At 70.5% G+C, this 19,203-nt stretch carries 22 protein-coding genes; 8 read left to right on the top strand and 14 right to left on the bottom strand.

Annotated features, from left to right (window positions below; all coding sequences use genetic code 11):
* Positions 1 to 8: 8 nt before the first annotated feature.
* The 3 genes from OG972_RS34705 to OG972_RS34695 all read right to left on the bottom strand — a co-directional run bounded on the left by OG972_RS34705 (position 9) and on the right by OG972_RS34695 (position 1,735).
* Positions 9 to 203, bottom strand: a complete 195-nt coding sequence (locus OG972_RS34705) for a hypothetical protein (protein ID WP_037690465.1) — start codon at positions 201 to 203, stop codon at positions 9 to 11.
* A gap of 339 nt (positions 204 to 542) precedes the next feature.
* On the bottom strand, positions 543 to 1,106 hold the full coding sequence (locus OG972_RS34700) for a YbaK/EbsC family protein (RefSeq protein ID WP_266988332.1): 564 nt from the start codon (positions 1,104 to 1,106) through the stop codon (positions 543 to 545).
* 56 nt (positions 1,107 to 1,162) lie between these two features.
* The gene (locus OG972_RS34695; RefSeq protein WP_266988330.1) at positions 1,163 to 1,735 is read right to left on the bottom strand and encodes a helix-turn-helix domain-containing protein; all 573 of its coding nucleotides are present in this window, start codon (positions 1,733 to 1,735) and stop codon (positions 1,163 to 1,165) included.
* 93 nt (positions 1,736 to 1,828) lie between these two features.
* Here OG972_RS34695 and OG972_RS34690 point away from each other — a divergent pair, with 93 nt between their 5' ends.
* Complete coding sequence (locus OG972_RS34690; RefSeq protein WP_266988329.1) at positions 1,829 to 2,695, top strand: DMT family transporter; 867 nt, start codon at positions 1,829 to 1,831, stop codon at positions 2,693 to 2,695.
* A 72-nt stretch (positions 2,696 to 2,767) separates the two neighbouring features.
* On the opposite strand, the gene OG972_RS34685 is transcribed toward OG972_RS34690, so the two are convergent.
* On the bottom strand, positions 2,768 to 3,505 hold the full coding sequence (locus tag OG972_RS34685) for a DapH/DapD/GlmU-related protein (RefSeq protein ID WP_266988327.1): 738 nt from the start codon (positions 3,503 to 3,505) through the stop codon (positions 2,768 to 2,770).
* 144 nt (positions 3,506 to 3,649) lie between these two features.
* Here OG972_RS34685 and OG972_RS34680 point away from each other — a divergent pair, with 144 nt between their 5' ends.
* Complete coding sequence (locus tag OG972_RS34680) at positions 3,650 to 4,180, top strand: gamma carbonic anhydrase family protein (protein ID WP_266988325.1); 531 nt, start codon at positions 3,650 to 3,652, stop codon at positions 4,178 to 4,180.
* Between the two features lie 43 nt (positions 4,181 to 4,223).
* Here OG972_RS34680 and OG972_RS34675 read toward each other — a convergent pair whose 3' ends face one another.
* Positions 4,224 to 4,883: a DedA family protein gene (locus OG972_RS34675; protein ID WP_266988323.1), complete on the bottom strand. Its 660-nt coding sequence runs from the start codon at positions 4,881 to 4,883 to the stop codon at positions 4,224 to 4,226.
* Between the two features lie 149 nt (positions 4,884 to 5,032).
* Positions 5,033 to 5,470 (bottom strand): DUF4442 domain-containing protein, encoded by a 438-nt coding sequence (locus tag OG972_RS34670; RefSeq protein ID WP_266990885.1) that lies wholly within the window; start codon positions 5,468 to 5,470, stop codon positions 5,033 to 5,035.
* A gap of 168 nt (positions 5,471 to 5,638) precedes the next feature.
* Between OG972_RS34670 and OG972_RS34665 the strand changes: the two genes are divergently transcribed.
* Together OG972_RS34665 and OG972_RS34660 are read left to right on the top strand one after the other, a co-directional pair.
* Entirely contained in the window at positions 5,639 to 6,667 is a 1,029-nt protein-coding gene (locus tag OG972_RS34665; protein ID WP_266988321.1) for a hypothetical protein, read from the top strand.
* 63 nt (positions 6,668 to 6,730) lie between these two features.
* Positions 6,731 to 8,035 (top strand): MFS transporter, encoded by a 1,305-nt coding sequence (locus OG972_RS34660; protein ID WP_266988319.1) that lies wholly within the window; start codon positions 6,731 to 6,733, stop codon positions 8,033 to 8,035.
* Here the strand turns inward: OG972_RS34660 and OG972_RS34655 are convergent.
* From OG972_RS34655 to OG972_RS34635, 5 genes are all read right to left on the bottom strand, one after another.
* A complete protein-coding gene (locus tag OG972_RS34655) occupies positions 7,997 to 8,842 on the bottom strand; it encodes a spermidine synthase (protein WP_266988317.1) in 846 nt (281 codons plus the stop codon). The genes OG972_RS34660 and OG972_RS34655 overlap by 39 nt on opposite strands.
* Before the next feature lie 22 nt (positions 8,843 to 8,864).
* Positions 8,865 to 9,710 carry a patatin-like phospholipase family protein gene (locus OG972_RS34650; RefSeq protein ID WP_266988315.1) on the bottom strand — a complete coding sequence of 282 codons (846 nt, stop codon included), beginning with the start codon at positions 9,708 to 9,710 and terminating at the stop codon, positions 8,865 to 8,867.
* Positions 9,711 to 9,778: 68 nt separating this feature from the next.
* Positions 9,779 to 10,948 (bottom strand): elongation factor Tu, encoded by a 1,170-nt coding sequence (gene tuf / locus OG972_RS34645; protein WP_037690479.1) that lies wholly within the window; start codon positions 10,946 to 10,948, stop codon positions 9,779 to 9,781.
* 93 nt (positions 10,949 to 11,041) lie between these two features.
* Positions 11,042 to 11,209, bottom strand: coding sequence for a hypothetical protein (locus OG972_RS34640; protein ID WP_266988312.1), 168 nt, complete (start codon positions 11,207 to 11,209; stop codon positions 11,042 to 11,044).
* Between the two features lie 83 nt (positions 11,210 to 11,292).
* Complete coding sequence (locus OG972_RS34635) at positions 11,293 to 12,009, bottom strand: DNA alkylation repair protein (protein WP_266988310.1); 717 nt, start codon at positions 12,007 to 12,009, stop codon at positions 11,293 to 11,295.
* 49 nt (positions 12,010 to 12,058) lie between these two features.
* Between OG972_RS34635 and OG972_RS34630 the strand changes: the two genes are divergently transcribed.
* Both OG972_RS34630 and OG972_RS34625 read left to right on the top strand, forming a co-directional pair.
* Positions 12,059 to 12,772, top strand: coding sequence for a TVP38/TMEM64 family protein (locus OG972_RS34630; protein ID WP_266988308.1), 714 nt, complete (start codon positions 12,059 to 12,061; stop codon positions 12,770 to 12,772).
* A gap of 230 nt (positions 12,773 to 13,002) precedes the next feature.
* On the top strand, positions 13,003 to 13,875 hold the full coding sequence (locus OG972_RS34625; protein ID WP_266988306.1) for an undecaprenyl-diphosphate phosphatase: 873 nt from the start codon (positions 13,003 to 13,005) through the stop codon (positions 13,873 to 13,875).
* 150 nt (positions 13,876 to 14,025) lie between these two features.
* Here OG972_RS34625 and OG972_RS34620 read toward each other — a convergent pair whose 3' ends face one another.
* Positions 14,026 to 14,514: a hypothetical protein gene (locus OG972_RS34620; RefSeq protein ID WP_266988304.1), complete on the bottom strand. Its 489-nt coding sequence runs from the start codon at positions 14,512 to 14,514 to the stop codon at positions 14,026 to 14,028.
* A gap of 147 nt (positions 14,515 to 14,661) precedes the next feature.
* Between OG972_RS34620 and OG972_RS34615 the strand changes: the two genes are divergently transcribed.
* Positions 14,662 to 15,423: a hypothetical protein gene (locus tag OG972_RS34615; protein ID WP_266988302.1), complete on the top strand. Its 762-nt coding sequence runs from the start codon at positions 14,662 to 14,664 to the stop codon at positions 15,421 to 15,423.
* Between the two features lie 475 nt (positions 15,424 to 15,898).
* Here OG972_RS34615 and OG972_RS34610 read toward each other — a convergent pair whose 3' ends face one another.
* Positions 15,899 to 16,735: an SDR family oxidoreductase gene (locus OG972_RS34610; RefSeq protein ID WP_266988300.1), complete on the bottom strand. Its 837-nt coding sequence runs from the start codon at positions 16,733 to 16,735 to the stop codon at positions 15,899 to 15,901.
* A gap of 103 nt (positions 16,736 to 16,838) precedes the next feature.
* Complete coding sequence (locus OG972_RS34605) at positions 16,839 to 17,600, bottom strand: hypothetical protein (protein WP_266988298.1); 762 nt, start codon at positions 17,598 to 17,600, stop codon at positions 16,839 to 16,841.
* Between the two features lie 654 nt (positions 17,601 to 18,254).
* Between OG972_RS34605 and OG972_RS34600 the strand changes: the two genes are divergently transcribed.
* Positions 18,255 to 19,118: a universal stress protein gene (locus OG972_RS34600; protein ID WP_266988297.1), complete on the top strand. Its 864-nt coding sequence runs from the start codon at positions 18,255 to 18,257 to the stop codon at positions 19,116 to 19,118.
* The last annotated feature ends 85 nt before the right edge of the window (positions 19,119 to 19,203 follow it).

Genomic DNA, 19,203 nt, shown 5'->3' with positions numbered 1-19,203 from the left:
CCGGCTACTCAGACCGACGACTGAAAGGCTGCGATCACCAGTGGGCTCGCCCCGGCGTCGGTCGACAGCAGCCGACTGAGCGATGCGGGCAGGGCCCCGCCGCTCTGGACGGCCGCCCGCTTGGCGAGCGGCACCCGAGGCGCGGCCGGAAGCCGCGGGGTGAGTCCCGGCCTGACGGCCGCCGAGACGAGTGTAGTGTTCATCTAAACCTCTCATGTCGATGGAGACCAATCGGCGACACGCATGTCCCCGATGGGTGCAGATCTCCATTCCCCATTGCCGGGGTAAATATGATTAAAGACGGGCAAATGGCGCATTGATATGCGTGCACGCATGTCTCCGGCACTCAAACTCCCCGCTGGACTCCCGGGTTTCGGCCGAGAACGCATCGCACCCTTTCGAGCTAGCGGTCGGCCACCGTTCAGCCCACAAGGACCGGGCCCCGGACATGGCACATGACTCGACCAAGCCTCCCGCAGAGCGCGGGCCGGGTCAGCCGGTTGAGCCAAATCGTTGAACCAAATCACCGAAGAGCGTCGGGCTCAGCCCACCAGGACGCCGAGCCCCTCGACAAGCACCGCGTTCGGCAGTGACGCCAGGGCCTTGCCCGGGACGATCAGCTTGCCGCGGCGGCTGCCGCTGCCGATCAGGACCCATTCCTGATCGGCCACCGCTGGATCGAGCAACAGCGGCCATTCGCCCGGGAGCCCGATCGGGGTGATGCCCCCGTACTCCATGCCGGTCTCGCCGACTGCCGTGTCCATGGAGGCGAAGGAGGCCTTGCGGACGCCGAGGTGCTTGCGGACCGCCCCGTTCACGTCGACGCGGGTGCGCGAGAGGACGACGCAGGCAGCCAGGGTGACATCACCGCCGCGCTTGCCCGCCACCACGACACAGTTGGCCGAGTTGTCGAGCAGCTCGGCGCCGTGGTGTTCGACGAAGGCGGCCGTGTCCGCGATCGCCGGGTCCGTGTCGACATGGAGGATCCGGTCGGCGGGGACGTCGCCCCACCCTTCGCTCACCGCCTTGGCGACCGGCGGGGTGAGGAGGCCGAGGCGGTCGACGGCGGGGCCGGCATTCTCGAAGGAACCGATGGGTGCGCGCATGGATGCAACGTAACAAGGCGTGCGCGGGGTCCGGTTGGCCGTCTCAGCCGGTGAACTCAGCGCACCGGAGGGATGGAGACCGCCATGGTGATCTCGGCGGGCTCGGCGCCGTCGTTGCGATAGGCGTGCGGGTGATGCGCCTCGAAGGTGGCGGAGGTGCCTGCGGGTACGGAGTGCTCCTCGCCGTCGACGACCAGGGTGAGTACACCCCTGGTGACGTGAAGGAGTTCGACGGTGCCTTCGGGATGCGGGTCGGAGGCGCTGCCCTCGCCGGGCATCAGACGCCAGGACCAGAGTTCGAGGGGACCCCTGGCCTCCGTACCGACGAGGAGGGTCGTGGAGCTGCCCGCATCGGTGGACCACATGCGCACCGCCTGGCTCTCGGGCACCAGCCGCACATGGGAGCCCTGCTCGTAGTCGAGCAGGGTGGTGATGCTGACGCCCAGCGCATCGGCCAGCTTGACGGTGGTGCCGACGCTCGGGTTGGTACGCGCCTGTTCGATCTGGATGATCATGCCTCGGCTGACGCCCGCGCGGGCGGCGAGGGCATCCAGGGTGAAGCCGCGTTCGCCACGCCAGCGCTTGAGGTTGCGCGCGAGCGACTGCGTGAGCTGGTCGAGGTCAGACACATTCCGTCCAATATTCTGGATGACAGAGTCGAAAATACTGCACTACGGTGTGGTGCACCCACTCGTTCATCGCACTGTACTGCGAGGCATGTCATGACAGCACTGTTCGCCCTGGCCACCAGCCTGCTGTGGGGGCTGGCCGACTTCGGCGGCGGACTGCTCACGCGACGAGTGCCCGCGCTCACCGTGGTCGTCGTCTCGCAGACGGTGGCAGCCCTCGTGCTGGGCGTCGTCGTGGTCGCGACCGGGGGCTGGAGCGAGGCAGGACCGCAGCTCTGGTTCGCCGTCGCGGCGGGCGCGGTCGGGCCGGTCGCGATGTTGAGCTTCTACAAGGCGCTGGCGCTCGGTCCGATGGGGGTCGTCTCCCCGCTCGGATCGCTGGGCGTCGCCGTGCCGGTGAGTGTCGGGCTGATCGTCGGCGAGCGTCCCGGTCTGCTGCAGTTCGCGGGCGTCGCCGTGGCGGTCGTGGGCATCGTGCTGGCGGGCGGGCCGGAGCTGCGCGGGGCGCCGGTCCAGCGTCGGGCGGTGGTGCTGACCCTGGTGGCTGCGTTCGGCTTCGGGACGGTGATGTCGCTGATCGCGGAGGCTTCCACGACGGTCTCCGGGCTGTTCCTGGCGCTCTTCGTGCAGCGCCTCACCAATATCGCGGTCGGTGGCACGGCCCTGTATGTGTCGGTGCGCCGCGGCGGACGTGCGCTGCCCGAGGTGGGCGGGGCGGCCGTGATCCGGGCCTCGCTGCCCGCCCTGGCGTTCGTCGGCCTCGCCGACGTCGCGGCCAACGGCACGTACTCGATCGCCGCGCAGCACGGCCCGGTCACCGTGGCCGCCGTCCTCGCCTCGCTCTATCCCGTGGTCACGGCCCTGGCCGCGCGCGGGGTGCTGGGCGAGCGGCTGCGCAGAGTGCAGGCGGCGGGGGCCGGTCTGGCTCTGGTGGGAACGGTGCTGCTCGCCACCGGTTAGTCGGCGGGCTCGCGGCAGGGGTGTCCGGCGGATCAGGCCGGACACCGCCCGGGCCTGCCCCGAAGAGAGGCCCTAGCTGTCTTCCAGTTCCGCGACGGCCAGCAGCTGCTCGGGCGTCACGCCCGCCGGGATCGGCACCGGGGCGGGCGTGCGCAGGGGCGGCTGCCAGCCCTTCTCGGGGTCCCAGCTGCGGACGACGCGTGCGGGCGCACCGGCCACGACCGCGTGGTCGGGCACCTCGCCACGTACCACCGCGCCCGCCGCGACCACCACGTTGCGCCCGAGCCTGGCTCCCGGCAGGACCACCGCACCCGTGCCTATCCAGCAGCCGGGTCCGATGGTGACCGGCTCCATACGCGGCCACTGCCGGCCGACCGGCTCGTGCGGATCGTCGTAGCTGTGGTTCGTCGACGTGATGTAGACGTACGGTCCGCAGTACGTGTTCGACCCGATGGTCACCGTGGTGTCGGCGACGACGTGGCTGCCGCGGCCGAGCACCACCCCGTCCCCCAGAGTCAGGATGGGTTCCGAGCCGAGGTCCAGGTCCGGCATGAGTCCTGCGGTCAGAGTGACCTGTTCGCCGATGATGCAGTGGTCGCCGAGCTCGATCCACGGCTCCCCGAAGACCGTGCCCTGGGGGAACGCCAGCCGGGTCCCCTCGCCGATACGGCCGAACCGCAGCCCGCCCGGGTGTTCCGCGGTGATCGCGCCCGCCTCCCGTACCGCACGCCAGCCGCGGTGGACGGCCCGGGACAGCAGGCGCCGTCGCCAGGCGGTGAGGGAGGAGAACGTGTTGCTGTTCTTGGGCACTCGCTCACCGTAGTCGGCGCGCCCTGGCCGGTCACCGCGGCCCCTTGTGATGTTCACCCCACTCACCGGTGGCCGCGCGGCTGTCGCATACGGTTCCCCTGGCGCGAACGGACAACCACGGTCGGAGACACGGAGGAACGGGCGATGGCAGAGCAGGCGTTGATCACGGGCATGGGCGGCCACGAGCCGGACATCGACGCGGACGCGTTCACCGCGCCGACATCGGTCGTGATCGGCGAGGTGACCCTGGCCGCGGGCTCCAGCGTCTGGTACCAGGCGGTGCTGCGGGCCGACTGCGCTCCCATCGCCGTCGGCGCCGGCAGCAACATCCAGGACAACTGCAGCGTCCATGCCGACCCCGGGTTTCCCGTCACGGTCGGCGAGCGCGTCTCGGTCGGGCACAACGCCGTGCTGCATGGCTGCACCGTCGAGGACGACGTTCTCGTGGGCATGGGGGCCACGGTCCTCAACGGTGCGCACATCGGCGCCGGTTCACTGATCGCGGCCCAGGCGCTGGTCCCGCAGGGGATGCAGGTGCCGCCGGGCTCACTCGTCGCGGGCGTGCCCGCCAAGGTCAAGCGGGAGCTGACCGAGGAGGAGCTCGAGGGCATCACGTTCAATGCCGCCGGGTATGTGGAGCTGGCCAAGGCGCACCGTCAGGCGCACGAGGGCTGAATGACGGACGAGCGGGCGGCCCGGTGAGCCGGGCCGCCCGGGCTCAGTCCGCTGCCGGTACGGTCCCCGGCTCGGCCACGGTACGTTCCGCGGACTGGGCCGCCGCCTTCTTGGCGCGGTTCTTGAGGACCAGCATCGAGGTCAGCCCGATCAGCACGGCGACCACCAGGCCGAGCCAGGAGAAGCGCTTGAGCCAGGCCTCGGCGACGACTCCCACCGAGTAGATGACGGCCGTGGTGCCGCCCGCCCAGACGATGCCGCCGAGCACATTGGCGATCAGGAACTTCCAGTACGGCATGCGCAGGACGCCGGCCAGCGGTCCGGCGAAGATACGCAGCAGCGCGACGAAGCGGCCGAAGAACACCGCCCACATGCCCCACTTCTGGAACGACCGCTCCGCCATGGCGATCTGGTCCTCGCCGAAGTGCTTGGGGAACTTCCCGCCGAGCCGGGCGAGGAGCGGCCGGCCGCCCTTGCGGCCGATGGCGTATCCGATCGAGTCCCCGATGATCGCCCCGGCGGAGGCGCAGGCACCGAGGATCACCGGGTTGATGCCGCTGTGTCCGGCGGCCAGCAGCGATGCGCTGACGAGGACGATCTCGCCCGGCAGCGGAATGCCCAGGCTCTCCAGACCGATGACGACGCCCACCAGGACGTACACGCTGACCGCGGGGACTGTCTCCAGCCACTCCTGGATGTGCAACGCCGGTTCCTCCCGTGCTGATGTGCCGTCGCCCGCCGGGCAACTCCTCGGCGCACGGCGGGCAGCCTACCTGTCGTGCCATCTGCGGCAACGCGGGAAGCGTGCGTGCCAGGGCGTGGCCGCCCGGTCAGAGGTCACCCGGCAGGCTCTCAGGCGTTCGGGCGGAGCGTCCACACGACGGTCATCTCACCGGTGACCGCGCCGTCCGCACGCTGGATCTCGATGGCGACGGGGAATTCGGGTCGCTTGCCCGCGTCGAGTTCGGCGACGACCTCCGCGACCGGCCGGCCGAGGGTCGCGGTCGCGGTGACGACGCCCATCGCGAGTTTCTTGTAGCCGATCTCCGCCTTCACGGCGAGTGGTACGGCGCGGGACAACTGGTCTCCGAAGGCGGCGATGACAATCGCGCCGCTGGCCGACTCCGCGAGCGTGAACATCGCTCCGGCGTGCGGTCCGCCGACGTGGTTGTGGTAGTCGGCCTGGTCCGGCATCCGGACGACCGCGCGTTCCGAGGTCGTCTCGAGGAACTCGAGGTTGAGGGTCCTGGCCATCGGAACCGTCGCGAGGAGCATGTCTCCGACTGTCATCTGTTCAGTGCTCATGAATCGAAGGTTACTCACGGGTAGGAGTGTTTGGCCATCCCTGGATCACGCCCGCACGTTCCCCTTTCGGCATCCGCGTGGCCATCGCCTTGACCGTTCCTTCACGGGGGCGGGCGTAGTCGACCAGCCGCCGTCCCTCTATGGTTACTCGCCATGTGGCCAGGACAGCAGCCGCCCGGGGGCGAGCAAAACCCGCAGAACCAGAATCAGAACCCGTATCAGCAGCCGGGGTACCAACAGCCGAATCCCTATCAGCAGCCGGGATATCAGCAGCATGGCCAGCCGGGATACCCGCAGCCGAACCCGTACCAGCAGCCCACCGTGCCGCAGTACGCGGTCCCGGGCCCGCCCGGTGCACCGCAACCCGGGGGCGACAACAAGAAGAAGACGACCGTCGTCGCGATCGTCGCAGCCACCGCTGTGGTCGTGGCCGCCGTGGTCACCGGCGTCGTGGTGATGAACAAGGACGACAAGGGCGGCTCCGACGTCGCCGACGACGGGACGTCGTCGTCCCCCGCGAAGCCGTCCGCGGACACGTCCTCCGCGGTGCCGAACCCGCGGGGCACCGACGGGGACGCAAAGCCTCTCGTCGCCGGCTGGAAGGTCGTCACCAACCCCAAGTGGGGAACGCAGTTCGACGTACCCGGTGACTGGGAGGTCGGTTCGCCCGGGACGTTCTCGTACTTCGAGGACGACAAGAAGGGCGACGGCTCGCCCCTCATCGGCTTCTCCGCGCCGGCGTACTTCCAGCAGAAGTGGTGCGTCGACGACGACGACAAGGACGGCACCAAGGAGGAGTACAGCCTGGCCAGTGCGGGCACCCGCGGCGCCGAGGGTGCCACGGACGCCGACGCCAACGCCCACAGCGAGGCCGGGACCTGGGCATGGGCCGCCTACGCGCAGCACATGCCGCAGAAGACCATCAAGTTCACCAAGGCGAAGAAGTACACCACCCAGTCGGGTCTGACCGGCAGCCTCGTGACGGCCACCGCCCCCAACGTCACCAAGAAGAAGAAGTGCGACTCCGACGGCAAGACGTTCGCCTTCACCTTCAAGAACAAGAACGGTGACTTCTCCTCCTGGGTCCTCTACGGTGCCGACTCCGTCAAGGACGAGCTCCCGGACGCCACGATCATGAAGATCCTCAGCACGGTGCGGCTGACCGAGGTCACTGCCTCCTGACCTGTTCCACCTGCTCCGGCAAAGCATTTGGCAGGGCGGGGGCCCGGCAGCGATAGTGCCTCGGTGACTCCTGCCGGCATCCCCCGTCCCCGTATACGCCGCCCTGCCTGGGCCGGCCGCAACTACAGTCTGCTGACCGCCGCCGCGATCATCACCGGCCTGGGTACCCACGGTGCGTTGATCGCGGCGGCGTTCGCCGTTCTGCAGTCCGGTGGCGACGGCGGCGACGTCGGCCTGGTGGCAGCCGCCCGTACCGCGCCGCTGGTACTGTTCCTGCTCATCGGCGGCGCCATCGCGGACCGGGTGCCGCGCCACCGGGTGATGGTGGCGGCGAACGCGCTCAACTGTGTCTCGCAGGCCGCGTTCGCCTGGCTGGTCCTGGCCGGCGAGCCGAAGCTGTGGCAGATGATGCTGCTCACGGCGTTGTGCGGTACCGGGCAGGCGTTCTTCAACCCGGCGGCCGAGGGCATGCTGATGTCCAGTGTCAGTGGCGAACAGGCCGGCCGCGCCTTCGCGCTCTTCCGGATGTCGATGCACGGGGCCGCCATCGGGGGTGCCGCGCTCGGCGGCGCCATGATCGCGGCGATGAATCCGGGCTGGGTGCTGGCCGTCGACGCGGCGGCCTTCGCGGTGGCCGGTGCGCTGCGCGCCTTCCTGGATGTCGCCCACATCCCGGCGCGGGAGCCGGGCGGCGGACTCCTGTCCGATCTGCGAGAGGGCTGGCAGGAGTTCATCGGCCGCCCCTGGCTGTGGTCGATCGTGGCGCAATTCTCGGTGGTGGTCGCCGTGGTCGGTGCCGCCGAGTCGGTGTACGGGCCACTGGTCGCCAGGGACGAGCTCGGCGGCGCCCGCCCCTGGGGATTCGCGCTCGCCGCCTTCGGGGTCGGCACGCTGTGCGGGGCGCTGCTGATGATGCGCTGGAAACCCCGGCGGCTCCTGCTCGCCGGGACGCTCTGCGTCTTCCCGCTGGCCCTGCCGTCGGCAGCGCTGGCGGTGCCGCTGCCGGTGGCCGGGCTGAGTGCGGTGATGTTCGTCAGCGGCGTGACCATCGAGGTGTTCGGCGTCTCCTGGATGACGGCCCTGCATCAGGAGATCCCGGAGGAGAAGTTGTCGCGCGTATCGGCGTACGACTGGTTCGGATCGGTGGCGATGCTGCCGCTGGCCACCGCGGTCGCCGGCCCGGTGGAGGACCTGGTCGGACGCGGTCAGGCGTTGTGGGGCTGCGCGGCGCTGGTCGTGCTCTGCACGGGGGCCGTGCTGTTCGTACCCGACGTACGCAACCTCACCCGCCGGACCGCAACCGTCGAGGTTGCATCAGGGAAGACGCTGTCAGCCGATACCGAAGGAACCGTCGGGCGGCTCGGGTGAGGCGACCGCTTCGGCGTCCCCGACCGGCCTTGCCGCGCCGATGAGCCGGACCAGACCGGCGCCGTGCTCGACCCGGGCGGGGAAGACGTCTGCGGCGCAGCGGCGAGCCAGGGCCGCGGTGTCGAGGGGGCTGCGGGAGGCGACCAGGACGTGGTTCCCGAAGCGCCGGCCGCGCAGCACCGCCGGTTCGGCGATCAGCGCGAGCTCTTCGAAGACGGTGGCGAAGTTGGCCAGTTGCGAGCGGAGGAATGCGAAAGGTGCGCCGTCGGCGAGGTTGGCGGCATAGACGCCGTCGTCCCGCAGAGCCCGCCCGGCCGCCTGCGCGTACTCGACGGAGGTGAGGTGCGCGGGCACGCGCGATCCGCCGAACACGTCCGCGATCAGGACGTCGACGGTGCCGGGCGGCGTCTGTTCCAGCAGCCCGCGGGCGTCGGTGCCGTGCACGGTGATGCCGCTGTCGTCGGGGAGTGGCAACTGCTCGGCGACCAGGGCGAGCAGGCCCAGGTCGGCCTCGGCGACGACCTGCCGGGAGCCCGGCCGGGTCGCGGTGACATAGCGGGGCAGGGTGAGGGCGCCGCCGCCGAGGTGGAGTACGTCGAGGGGGGCGTCCGGTTCCGCCGCACAGTCCAGGACATGGGCGAGCCGTCGGGCGTACTCGAACTCCAGGTGGACCGGATCGTCGAGGTCGACGTACGACTGGGGTGCGCCGTCGACCGTGAGCAGCCAGGCCCGGTCCCGGTCCACGTCGGGAAGGAGTCTGGCGGTGCCCTGGTCCACTTCTCGGATCACGGGTATCGGCTCGTTCACTCCCCCATTGTGGGGTGCCGGTTCAGCTGCCGACGACCGCGGCGACCGCTTCGGTGTGCGCCGCGGACTGCGCGAGTCCGGCGCGGGCGGCGGCGGCCCGGCGGCTCGGGTCGAGGGAGTTGCGGCCGAATGCCTTCCTGGCGGCCGCGTCCGGGGTGATGACTGCGACCCGGGCACCCTTCGCTTCGAGGTCGGTGGCCTGGGACCGGGGGGAGATGATCACCTTGTTGCCACTGGCCGTCGGTGCGATGACGACGACGCGCTCACACCCTGCGGCCAGATGGGCGTTGGCCGGGGAGTACACCCCGCCATCGAGCCAGCCCTGCCCGTCGATGGTGGCGACCGGCCAGACCGCGGGGACGGCGCAGCTGGCGGTGACGGCGTCGGCGAGCGGGATACCGCTGTCCTTGTCGAAAATGTGCAGTTCACCCGTGTCCGCGCGGACGGCGGTGATCCGCAGCTGCCGCTCGGGCCAGTCGGGCGACAGGAGCCGTCCCGCGATCAGCTCCTGCCGTTCGGCCGCGGTGATTGCGGTCCGGGTCTCCCGCGCCATCCGGGCCAGCTTCTGCCCGTACGCCTCCGGGGTTCGGGAGGTCAGCACCGCCCGGGCATAGCGCATGAGGGTGGCGGTGCCGAGTTTCCCGCCGAGCTCGCCCTGAGGATCGGCCAGCTGACGTGCGTACAGTTCCGGGAGGTCGATCAGTCCGGAGGCGAGCTGGGCGCCGACGAGGGCCCCGGCGGAGCTTCCGATGACGAGATCCGCGGTGGACAGGTCCACGCCCGCCTCGGCGAGCCCGTGCAGGATTCCGGTCTCCCAGGCGCCGCCGGTGGCGCCGCCTGCTCCGAGTACCAGTGCAATGTCTGCCATGCCGTCAGTCTCGCGCATGGCGCCCGGTCCGCCTCCCGTGGGGTCGGGAGACGGACCCGGCGCCCGGATCAGAGCAGGCCGGTGACGGTGCCCGCGCCGACTGTGCGGCCGCCCTCGCGGATCGCGAAGCCGAGCCCGGACTCCAGCGGGGTGTCGCGGCCCAGTTCGACGGTCATGGTGACCGTGTCGCCGGGGCGCGCCACCGCCGCTTCACCGAGGTCGATGTCCCCGACGACATCCGCGGTACGGATGTAGAATTGCGGCCGGTAGCCGGTGGTGACCGGCGTGGTCCGGCCGCCTTCCCGCGCCGACAGGACGTACACCTGCGCGGTGAAACGACGGCTCGGCGTGACGCTGCCGGGCGCCGCCACCACGTGGCCGCGGCGGACCCGGTCGCGCTCCACCCCGCGTACGAGCAGCGCCACGTTGTCACCGGCCTGCGCGGACTCCATCGGCTTGCCGAAGGTCTCCAGGCCGGTGACGACCGTCTCGATGTCCGCGCCGAGCACGGAGACCCGGTCGCCGACGCGTACGGTGCCGCGCTCGACGGCTCCGGTGACGACCGTGCCCCGGCCGGTGATGGTCAGGACGTTCTCCACCGGCAGCAGGAACGGCGCGTCGGTGTAGCGCACCGGCATCGGTACGTACGTGTCGACGGCGTCCAACAACGCCTCGACGGACGCGGTCCAGCGCGGGTCGCCTGCCAGCGCCTTCAGTCCCGAGACGCGGACGACGGGGACGGTGTCGCCGCCGTAGCCGTGCGCGGAGAGCAGCTCGCGGACCTCCAGTTCGACCAGGTCGGTCAGCTCCGGGTCGCCCGCGTCGGCCTTGTTGAGGGCGACGACGATGTGGTCGACGCCGACCTGGCGGGCGAGCAGGACGTGCTCGGCGGTCTGCGGCATGATCCCGTCGAGCGCGGACACGACGAGAATCGCCCCGTCGAGCTGCGCGGCGCCGGTGACCATGTTCTTGACGTAGTCGGCGTGACCGGGCATGTCGACGTGCGCGTAGTGCCGGGTGTCGGTCTCGTACTCGACGTGCGCGATGTTGATGGTGATGCCGCGCTGTGCCTCCTCCGGCGCCCGGTCGATGCGGTCGAACGGGACGAACGTGCCGGTGCCGCGGTCACTGAGGACCTTGGTGATGGCGGCTGTCAGGGTGGTCTTGCCGTGGTCGACGTGGCCCATGGTGCCGATGTTGAGGTGCGGCTTGGTGCGCACGTATGCCGTTTTGGGCATGGCTCATTCCTTGGAAACTCGAAGCTGAGAGAGAAGACCCCAGGGCCCCGCCGACCCTCCCCTTACGGGGTCCGCCGGACTGTCGGGGGAGGGTCAGCTTCGGGCGCCGCCGATGGGCGCTGTTGCAGCGCTGAACGCTGCTGCGTCGACTGCGGCTGCTGCCGCGGTGATTGCGGTGGCAGCGAGGAAGGAAGGGATGACGGCAGCCTTCGGCGCGTCCGCGACTGCGGACTGCGCTGCGAGGAAGGCGTACCGGAACATGGGTCCGATCATGGCCCACGGCCGTGGCGCCGTCGAATGGTTTTCCGCCGGGCCCGGAAAGGGAGTTCGGCGCCGACCGCACCTCAGAGGTGCTTCATGGCCTCGCGTACGGACAGCGGCGAGAGCCGGTCCCGGGCGCCGTCGACGAAGTCCCGCACAGCCCACGGATCGGTCTTGGCGTACTCGCGCAGACACCAGCCGATCGCCTTGCGGATGAAGAAGTCGGGGTGATCCGCCCGGCGCAGGCAGTAGCCGAAGAGCCGTTCGGCGTCGGTGGCGTCCCGGTAGCGCAGCTGGTGCAGCAGGGCGGTGCGGGCGATCCACAGGTTGTCGTCCTCGATCCACTCGTCCATCACCGCCTTCAGCTCCGGGCCGGCGGCGACGAGCGGTCCTGCGACATGGGCGGCGAGCACATCGACGGTGTCCCACCAGGGGACGGTGGAGACGAGGTGCCGTACGACGGGCAGGAACCGGGAGGAGCAGCGGGGCGCGTGGCGGCGCAGATAGTCGGCTGCGAAGTACTGGTACTCCCGCTCGGGCAGCTTCCAGCAGCGCAGCGCGACGGCCGCGCAGTCCACCTCGTCGGGACGCCCGGTGCCGTCCAGGACCGTACGTGACAGGGCTCGGCGCTGCGGCGCGGTGATGCCGAGGAACGGGGCGACGTGCTTCATGTACGCGGCGGCGGAGGCGGCCCTCCCGGGATCGGCGGCCCTGGGGTAGACGACCGTCAGACGCGCCAGCACGGTGTCGGCGAGCTCGCTCGGCGGCACGCCGGGAGCGGCTTCGGCTGCGGGGCTCATACGGTGCACATTACGGCGATCACACTCAGGTGTCGGTTACTCTCCCCGAATGCTCGACCCCGTCCCCGCCGCCCGGCCCGCCCCCGGCCTCGCCGTGCGCTGTACGAGGGCGCTGCTCTCGCCCTGGTCCCGGTTCTCGCTGCTCGTGGCCGTGCTGTTGGCCGCCGCGGCGACCACGCTGCTCCTCGATCCCCAGCGCCTCCTGGCCCATGGCTGGCCGGCGCAGCTGAACGGTGGCGGCGCAGCGGTCCTGCTGTTCGGCCTCGCGTACGGCGTGTCCACCGTGGCGTTCGTGCCGCGGCCGCTCCTCAACCTCGCCGCGGGTGCGCTGTTCGGGTCGCAGACCGGTCTGGCCGCCGCCCTGGCGGGCACGGTGCTCGGCGCGGGCATCTCGTTCGGGCTGGGCAGGGTACTGGGGCAGGACGCGCTCCGTACGCTGGTGCGCGGGCGCTGGCTGAAGGCCGCGGACGGGCAGCTGAGTCGGCACGGCTTCCGTTCGATGCTGGCGCTGCGGCTCTTCCCGGGGGTTCCGTTCGCCGCCGCCAACTACTGCGCCGCGGTCTCACGCATGGGGTATCCGCCGTTCCTGGTGGCCACCGGGCTCGGCTCGATCCCGAACACCGCCGCCTACGTCGTCGCGGGCAGCGAGGCCTCGTCCCCGACATCGCCCGCGTTTCTGGCGGCGATGGGTTTCATCGTGCTGACGGGCGTCGGTGCGGCCGTTGTCGCCTGGCGCAAGCGGCACCGCCTCGCCGCGGACTGAGCCTGTGAGCCGGTCTGCGGTCCGGTGCCCCCTGACACCACTGGGGTTCGGCGGTGGGTGCAGGGGCAGGCGTCACCCTGTTCATCCAAGGGCGATACGCTGCCCGCGCACCGCAGACGATCACCGGGCCCGCCGTGGCCCGTCCCTCATATGACCGCAATCCGCACGCTGGCGACGGCCCTGCAGGCCGTCGTCCGATGCACGATCACTTTCGGGATGGCCAAAGCCCCATGAGCTGGTTCGAATCGTTCGTCCTGGGCCTCGTTCAGGGACTGACCGAGTTCCTGCCGATCTCCTCCAGCGCGCATCTGCGGCTCACCGCAGCGTTCGCCGGCTGGAACGACCCGGGTGCGGCGTTCACCGCCATCACCCAGATCGGCACGGAGGCCGCAGTCCTCATCTACTTCCGGAAGGACATCGTCCGGATCGTCTCGGCCTGGTTCCGCTCGCTGACCAACCGGTCGATGCGCAGCGACCACGACGCGCAGATGGGCTGGCTCGTCATCGTCGGCTCCATCCCGATCGGCGTCCTCGGCGTGACCTTCAAGGACCAGATCGAGGGCCCGTTCCGCGACCTGCGCCTCATCGCCACCACCCTGATCGTGATGGGCATCGTCCTCGGCATCGCCGACCGTCTCGCCGCCCGCGACGAGGTGGGCGGCAAGCACCGGGCGATCAGGGAGCGCAAGTCCCTCAAGGAACTCGGCGTCAAGGACGGCCTGATCTTCGGATTCTGCCAGGCGCTGGCCCTGATCCCCGGCGTCTCCCGCTCGGGCGCCACGATCAGCGGCGGTCTGCTGATGGGCTACACCCGCGAGGCTGCGGCCCGCTACTCGTTCCTGCTGGCGATCCCGGCGGTGCTCGCCTCGGGTGTCTTCGAGCTGAAGGACGCGGGCGAGGGGCACGTGTCGTGGGGGCCGACGATCTTCGCGACGTTCATCGCCTTCGGTGTCGGATACGCGGTCATCGCCTGGTTCATGAAGTTCATCACGACCAAGAGCTTCATGCCGTTCGTCATCTACCGCGTACTGCTGGGCCTGGTGCTGTTCGCGCTGGTGGCGACCGATGTGCTGAGCCCGCACGCGGGTGAGTCGGCGGGCTGAGGGCTGCCCCGTCATCCCTGGCGGGCGCGCGACGACAGCTACGGCACCTCGCCGCGTTGTCGGAACGCCCGAATACGCCCAGTATGAGGATGCTCCTCCGCCTTGCGATGCACCGCATCCGACGCCGCGCGCCGTTCCGCCAGGGAATGTTCAGCCCGAGCAGGCCAGAACCCGGTCGGCACGGCGGAGCAGAGCATCCGATCCCTCCGCCACGACGTGGTCGATGTCGTTCCCAAGCACCTCGGCGAAGGCCGTCGCGACGGTGTCGTGATCCTCGAACCAGTCGACCCAGAGCGAGTAGGTGACGGCCTCGGCGTCCCGATCCGCCTCCAGCCGTCGGCGATAGCCGTCCCACAGCACGTCGGCGGGCAGGGACCCCTCCGAACCTCGGTCCGCGAACCGGATCTCGCACGTCACCCAGTAGTCGTCGAGGAGATCCAGCAGCCCGAAGGCCAGCCTCACCTGCTCGGCCACGTCCAGGCACTCGTCGGTGAACACCTCGCCGGCCCAGGAGAGCGCGATCTCGTTGCCGGTGAGCGGCCGCTCCGGCCCCTCGGCGTCGACCCACCTGTCACCGACCTCGACAACGCCTCGCTCCGCGAGCCAACGCCGCGCGTCCTCCATGGTTTGCGTCTCCACACGAAAAGTATGACCAGTCGCGCGGTGCGTCCGACCGCCATGGGTGACACCCGAACTCATCAACATTGACCACGGCGGCGACCTGATTCACCCCTACCAACACTGGCAGTTACGGTCATCTCTCCACGAACTACCCAGGGGGGACGAATGTCCTGGAACAACCAGCCGCAGCAGCAGCCTGTGCAGCCGCCCGACGCACGGCCGGGATGGGCGCGAAAGCGAATCATCATCCCTTCCGCGTTCGGCCTGTTCTGCTTCGGCGTTGTCATCGGCGCAGCAGGCGGCGGTAACACGGAGAACGCCGCCCGTGAGAAGCCGGTGCCCACGGTCACGAAGACGGTGACCGCTCACCCCAAGGAGCCGGTGGCCGACACGACGGACGACAAGCCGACGAACGCCAAGGAGTCTGCGGACCAGGATGCCGAGAAGCCGAAGGCCATGCCCGACTTCGTCGGGATGGGACTGCAGTCGGCCCAGGACGCGGCGCAGAAGCAGGGCTTCTACAGTCTGACGTCCCACGACAGCTCGGGACGGGACCGTATGCAGGCGTTCGACCGGAACTGGAAGGTGTGCAGCCAGAACTACAAGGCAGGGAAAACCATCCCGTTGGACACCGAGCTGGACTTCGGGGCGGTCAAGCTCGAAGAGACTTGTCCGACCGCAGATCAGAAGGCGCCTGCCCCGGCCGGCGACACCATGCCGAACTTTGCGGGGAAGTCCGTGAAGGCCGCTCGCGGTGCGCTCGACTCCGGCACATCGATCACCGTGACCGATGCCGGCGCCGACGACCGCATGGTCCTGCTGGAGAGCAACTGGAAGGTGTGCACCCAGTCCCCCAGCCCCGGCGTGGCGTTGAAGGGGCAGCCGGTCGAGTTCACCGCGGTGAAGTACGAGGAGTCGTGCCCGTAGACATGAAGATGCCCCCTCCCGCTTCGCTTCGGCGGGAGGGGGCATCTTCATTCGGTGTCGGCGGGAGGCAGGTCGGGGGGCGCTACGAACAGCCCCGCGTATTGCGGCCGCGGCGGCTCGACGCGGCCCGCGGTGCCGCGTGTGCCTGTGTCCGCAACATCGTCGTCCACGCGCCGCTGTACCTGGCGCGGTGGGATTTCAGCCATCAAGTCTCCTGTACATGGATGTTGCGGTGAGGGCGCCGAGGCCGAGGAGGCCACTGCTGGTGCTCGGGGTCGGTGCACACGCGCCGTCCCGGCGGCACACCAGTGCATCCGGATCATCCGGCGGGGCCTGCAGAGAGTATCCCTCAGAACAGGTCCGGCCGTCGGCGCTGTCCTCCCCGTCCGTACCATCCTTGGCGTCAGCGCCGGGTGGGCCGATGTCTCCCTTCGCGCCGGCGGGTCCAGCGGCAGACAACAGACGGTCCCAGGGTTCAGCGTTCCTGGGCCGTCGGGCGCACCATGATCTCGTTGACCGCCGCGTGCCGCGGCTGAGTGACCATGAAGGCGATGGCCCGGGCAATGTCCTCGGCGTCGAGCCACGTGTTCTGCGGCAGACCATGCGCGGCTGCGAACCCGGCGCCGGTCGACATCTCCGTCGTGGTCATCCCCGGCTCGACGAGGCCCACCCGGACACCGCGCCCCGTGACCTCTTGGCGCAGGGCCTCGCTGAATGCTCCGACCGCGTGTTTCGTCGCCGAATAGACGCTGTTGTTCTTACGGGCCACCCGGCCCGCGAGCGAGCTGACGTTCACCAGGTCGGCGACCCGGCGCGGGGCGTCAGCAGCCGCGCGCAGCAGGTGCGGCAGCGCTGCCTGCGACATGTGCAGAACGGCCTTGAGGTTGAGGTCGACCATCCGGTCCCATTCCTCGGGGTCGCCTTCCTCCACGGCTCCGATCGCCACGTATCCGGCGTTGTTCACCAGTACGTCCAACCGCGCGAACCGGTCCGCGGCGTCCTCCACGGCACGACGGGCCTGAGTCGCATCGCGAAGGTCGGCGGTGAGGGCGACGCACGAGCCGCCCCGGTCCCGGATCGCGGTGGTCAGTTCCTCCAGCCGGTCGGCTCGACGGGCGACCAGCGCGAGAGCCGCGCCCTGCCGGGCCAGTGCCAGGGCGGTGGCCGCCCCGATGCCGCTGGAGGCGCCGGTCACCAGCGCCGCGCAACCGGACAGCGCCGCGTCGGCCGGTTCGGCCGCGCCGATGGCCGCCGCTGCGTCGGCCCGGGCCGCGGCCTCTGCATTCCCGACATTCGCATCCCTCGCGCTCATGATCGCCTTTCGCGGTTCACCCCGGCCCGTTGCCTTTTCCGCAGCTTGCATCATGTGCTCCGAGTCCGCCTCCTCACCGCCCCGGTTGCCTGCACCGCCTTTGTCAGTACGCGACGACCGCCCACAGCAGCGCCCCGCCCACGGCGGCCGCATAACACCCCACAGCGGCGCGGACGACGGTACGACGGGTGCGGGCGGTCCACGAAGTTCTGGCCAGCACCCCGGCCAGCAGGGGCAGCACCAGGATCGCGTGCAGGCTCACCGCGTGCAGTGGCTTCACCGATGCCGTGGAGTCGTAGCCGGCCGACTGATGGCCGGTGCGTGTCAGATAGACACCACGGGCGATCATCGCCGCGCCGGACAGCAGCCCGACGACGAGGATCGTGAAACCGGCCCGAATCGCGAGCGCCATGGCCGTCGGTCCGTCCGGGCGCCGGACGAACGAGGCGACCGCGAGGGTGGTGAGGATGACGACCAGCGCTCCCCCGCCGACGGCCAGCGCCATGGAGACCGCCGTGTCGAAGGGGGTCTCCATGTTGAAGTGGGACGGTACGCCGCGCCACGCCTGGAGCGTGATGCCGCCGACCTCCAGCACGCAGTCGGCGGCGAACAACGCGAGCAGCACGGTACGCGTGCGGGGGCGTATGCGCAGGTAGGACGCCACCCAGCAGAGCGAGATGAGCGTCAGTCCGAACGAGACCCCGAAGGTGACGGGCTTGCGCCAGGACACCGGGCCGTCCCAGGAGCCGCCGTCGACGGCGAAGACGATCAGATGCAGCAGCCCGGAGACGACGAGGAGCGCGCCGGTCCCGTAGCAGAGGCGCTCCACCGGTCGCACATTGCGCCACACGGGCGTGGTCGGCAATGAGCCGACTGCACTACCGCGCACCGGCTCTGTCGTGGCTCCTGCGGGCTGGTTCTGCATGCCCGGAGCATCCCTCGGGAAGCGCCCGGCGTCGTCGTACGTCCGAAGGCAGCCGACGTACGCCCCTCGGAGTACCGGTCGTCACCCCCATCCGCCGGTGGCGCGGCCGGCTGAGCATCCGTCACTCCACCGCACAGAGCCACCGGTGCGTGCCGAGCCCGGCCCTGCGCGCGGCCGTACAGCGGCTGACGATCGAGGAGGACGACGAGTACGGCAGCGTCCCACTCCGACCCGTGCCTCGCCGAGTAGATCGAGGGGCTCGCCGCGGCACTCGGAGGCCGCCGAGCCCGCGGGCCGGACGCGCAACCGGCCGCGCGTCGTGCCCGTGCCCGCCCCGGCCGCCACGGAGCACGCCCGGCCGGCGACCGGACGCCAGGCTCGTGCCGGAGCGCCGGAGGGCGACTGGCCGTAGCGTACGGAACAGGTCCCGGCGGTGGTCCGGGACCGGCCGCCACCGGCACCGGAAAGTGGCCGGTCCTGCACCCGCCGGGCCGGCCCTCGGACGCACAGGGTAGAAAAGGGTCGAAAGTCCCTGCCGGATGCTGCGTTCGCATACCAGCCCGGGACATGCACCGCCGGACTCTGGAGGACTCCATGACCACCGCCGAGCTTCCCGTGATCGCCGCCGTCGACGGCTCTTCGCACAGCTACGAAGCCCTCGACTGGGCCGCGCGTGAAGCCGTCCGGCGAGGACTTCCGCTGACGATCGTGCATGTCCGGATACCCTCCCGGCGTACCGTCCAGGAGGCGCAGCAGCGACAGGCCGAGGAGCTGCTCACGGAGTCCGTACGGCGGGTGTCGCTGATCGCTCCGGACCTGCACCCGTCGACGCTCAGCCCGCTCGACTTCCCCGTGGCCGCGCTGACCTCGCTCGGCGGGAACGCGTCGCTGCTGGTGCTGGGCTCCCGCGGTCTGGGCGGATTCCGGTCCCTGCTGATCGGCTCGAACAGCCTGGCGACGGCTTCGATGGCCACGTGCCCGGTCGTCGTCATCCACAGCGGTCGGGGGGACGACGACGCGGTGGACGCGGCGGAAACATTCCCGGACATTGTCGCGGGAGTGGCTGCCGACGAGAGCAGCGAGGCGGTACTGGAGTTCGCGTTCGAGGCGGCAGCAGCCCGGCCCGGCGCGCGGCTGCGGATCGTGCACGGCTGGACGATGTTCTCGTCGATGCTCTCCGGCGGACCCGTCTTCGACCGGGACGCGGCGGCGGGCGCCGCCGAGCGGACCCTCTCGGAGCTCACCGCAGGCCGACGCGAGAAGTACCCGCAGGTCGAGCTCGTGCTGGAGCCGACCCACGGCTCCGCGTCGCGCACCCTGGTGACGGCGTCGGCGACGGCCGCGCTCACGGTGATCGGGCGGCGAAAGGGCGGCGAGGCGCTCGGGTTCGGGCTGTCCCCGGTCGCACAGACGACGCTCACGCACGCGCTCGGGCCGGTGGCCGTCGTCCCCTGCTGAGGCATGCACCGTGCCGGACCCCGGGCGTCCGGATCAGGACCGGACCGCCGCCGCGCGTGCACGGCCCTTGGCCTCGGCGGTCGGC

The sequence above is a fragment of the Streptomyces sp. NBC_01669 genome (genome assembly GCF_026339735.1).
Lineage (GTDB): Bacteria > Actinomycetota > Actinomycetes > Streptomycetales > Streptomycetaceae > Streptomyces > Streptomyces yanii.
The sequence above is the reverse complement of the archived record's forward strand: the minus strand, read 5'-3'. Positions and strand labels throughout refer to the sequence as shown.

Bases quoted from the DNA above. Each gene is read 5' to 3' on its own strand.
- OG972_RS34705 (WP_037690465.1), bottom strand. From the start codon at position 203: ATGAACACTACACTCGTCTCGGCGGCCGTCAGGCCGGGACTCACCCCG.
- OG972_RS34700 (WP_266988332.1), bottom strand. From the start codon at position 1,106: ATGCGCGCACCCATCGGTTCCTTCGAGAATGCCGGCCCCGCCGTCGAC.
- OG972_RS34690 (WP_266988329.1), top strand. From the start codon at position 1,829: ATGACAGCACTGTTCGCCCTGGCCACCAGCCTGCTGTGGGGGCTGGCC.
- OG972_RS34680 (WP_266988325.1), top strand. From the start codon at position 3,650: ATGGCAGAGCAGGCGTTGATCACGGGCATGGGCGGCCACGAGCCGGAC.
- OG972_RS34670 (WP_266990885.1), bottom strand. From the start codon at position 5,470: ATGACAGTCGGAGACATGCTCCTCGCGACGGTTCCGATGGCCAGGACC.
- OG972_RS34665 (WP_266988321.1), top strand. From the start codon at position 5,639: ATGTGGCCAGGACAGCAGCCGCCCGGGGGCGAGCAAAACCCGCAGAAC.
- OG972_RS34650 (WP_266988315.1), bottom strand. From the start codon at position 9,710: ATGGCAGACATTGCACTGGTACTCGGAGCAGGCGGCGCCACCGGCGGC.
- tuf (WP_037690479.1), bottom strand. From the start codon at position 10,948: ATGCCCAAAACGGCATACGTGCGCACCAAGCCGCACCTCAACATCGGC.
- OG972_RS34640 (WP_266988312.1), bottom strand. From the start codon at position 11,209: ATGTTCCGGTACGCCTTCCTCGCAGCGCAGTCCGCAGTCGCGGACGCG.
- OG972_RS34635 (WP_266988310.1), bottom strand. From the start codon at position 12,009: ATGAGCCCCGCAGCCGAAGCCGCTCCCGGCGTGCCGCCGAGCGAGCTC.
- OG972_RS34630 (WP_266988308.1), top strand. From the start codon at position 12,059: ATGCTCGACCCCGTCCCCGCCGCCCGGCCCGCCCCCGGCCTCGCCGTG.
- OG972_RS34625 (WP_266988306.1), top strand. From the start codon at position 13,003: ATGAGCTGGTTCGAATCGTTCGTCCTGGGCCTCGTTCAGGGACTGACC.
- OG972_RS34615 (WP_266988302.1), top strand. From the start codon at position 14,662: ATGTCCTGGAACAACCAGCCGCAGCAGCAGCCTGTGCAGCCGCCCGAC.
- OG972_RS34610 (WP_266988300.1), bottom strand. From the start codon at position 16,735: ATGAGCGCGAGGGATGCGAATGTCGGGAATGCAGAGGCCGCGGCCCGG.
- OG972_RS34600 (WP_266988297.1), top strand. From the start codon at position 18,255: ATGACCACCGCCGAGCTTCCCGTGATCGCCGCCGTCGACGGCTCTTCG.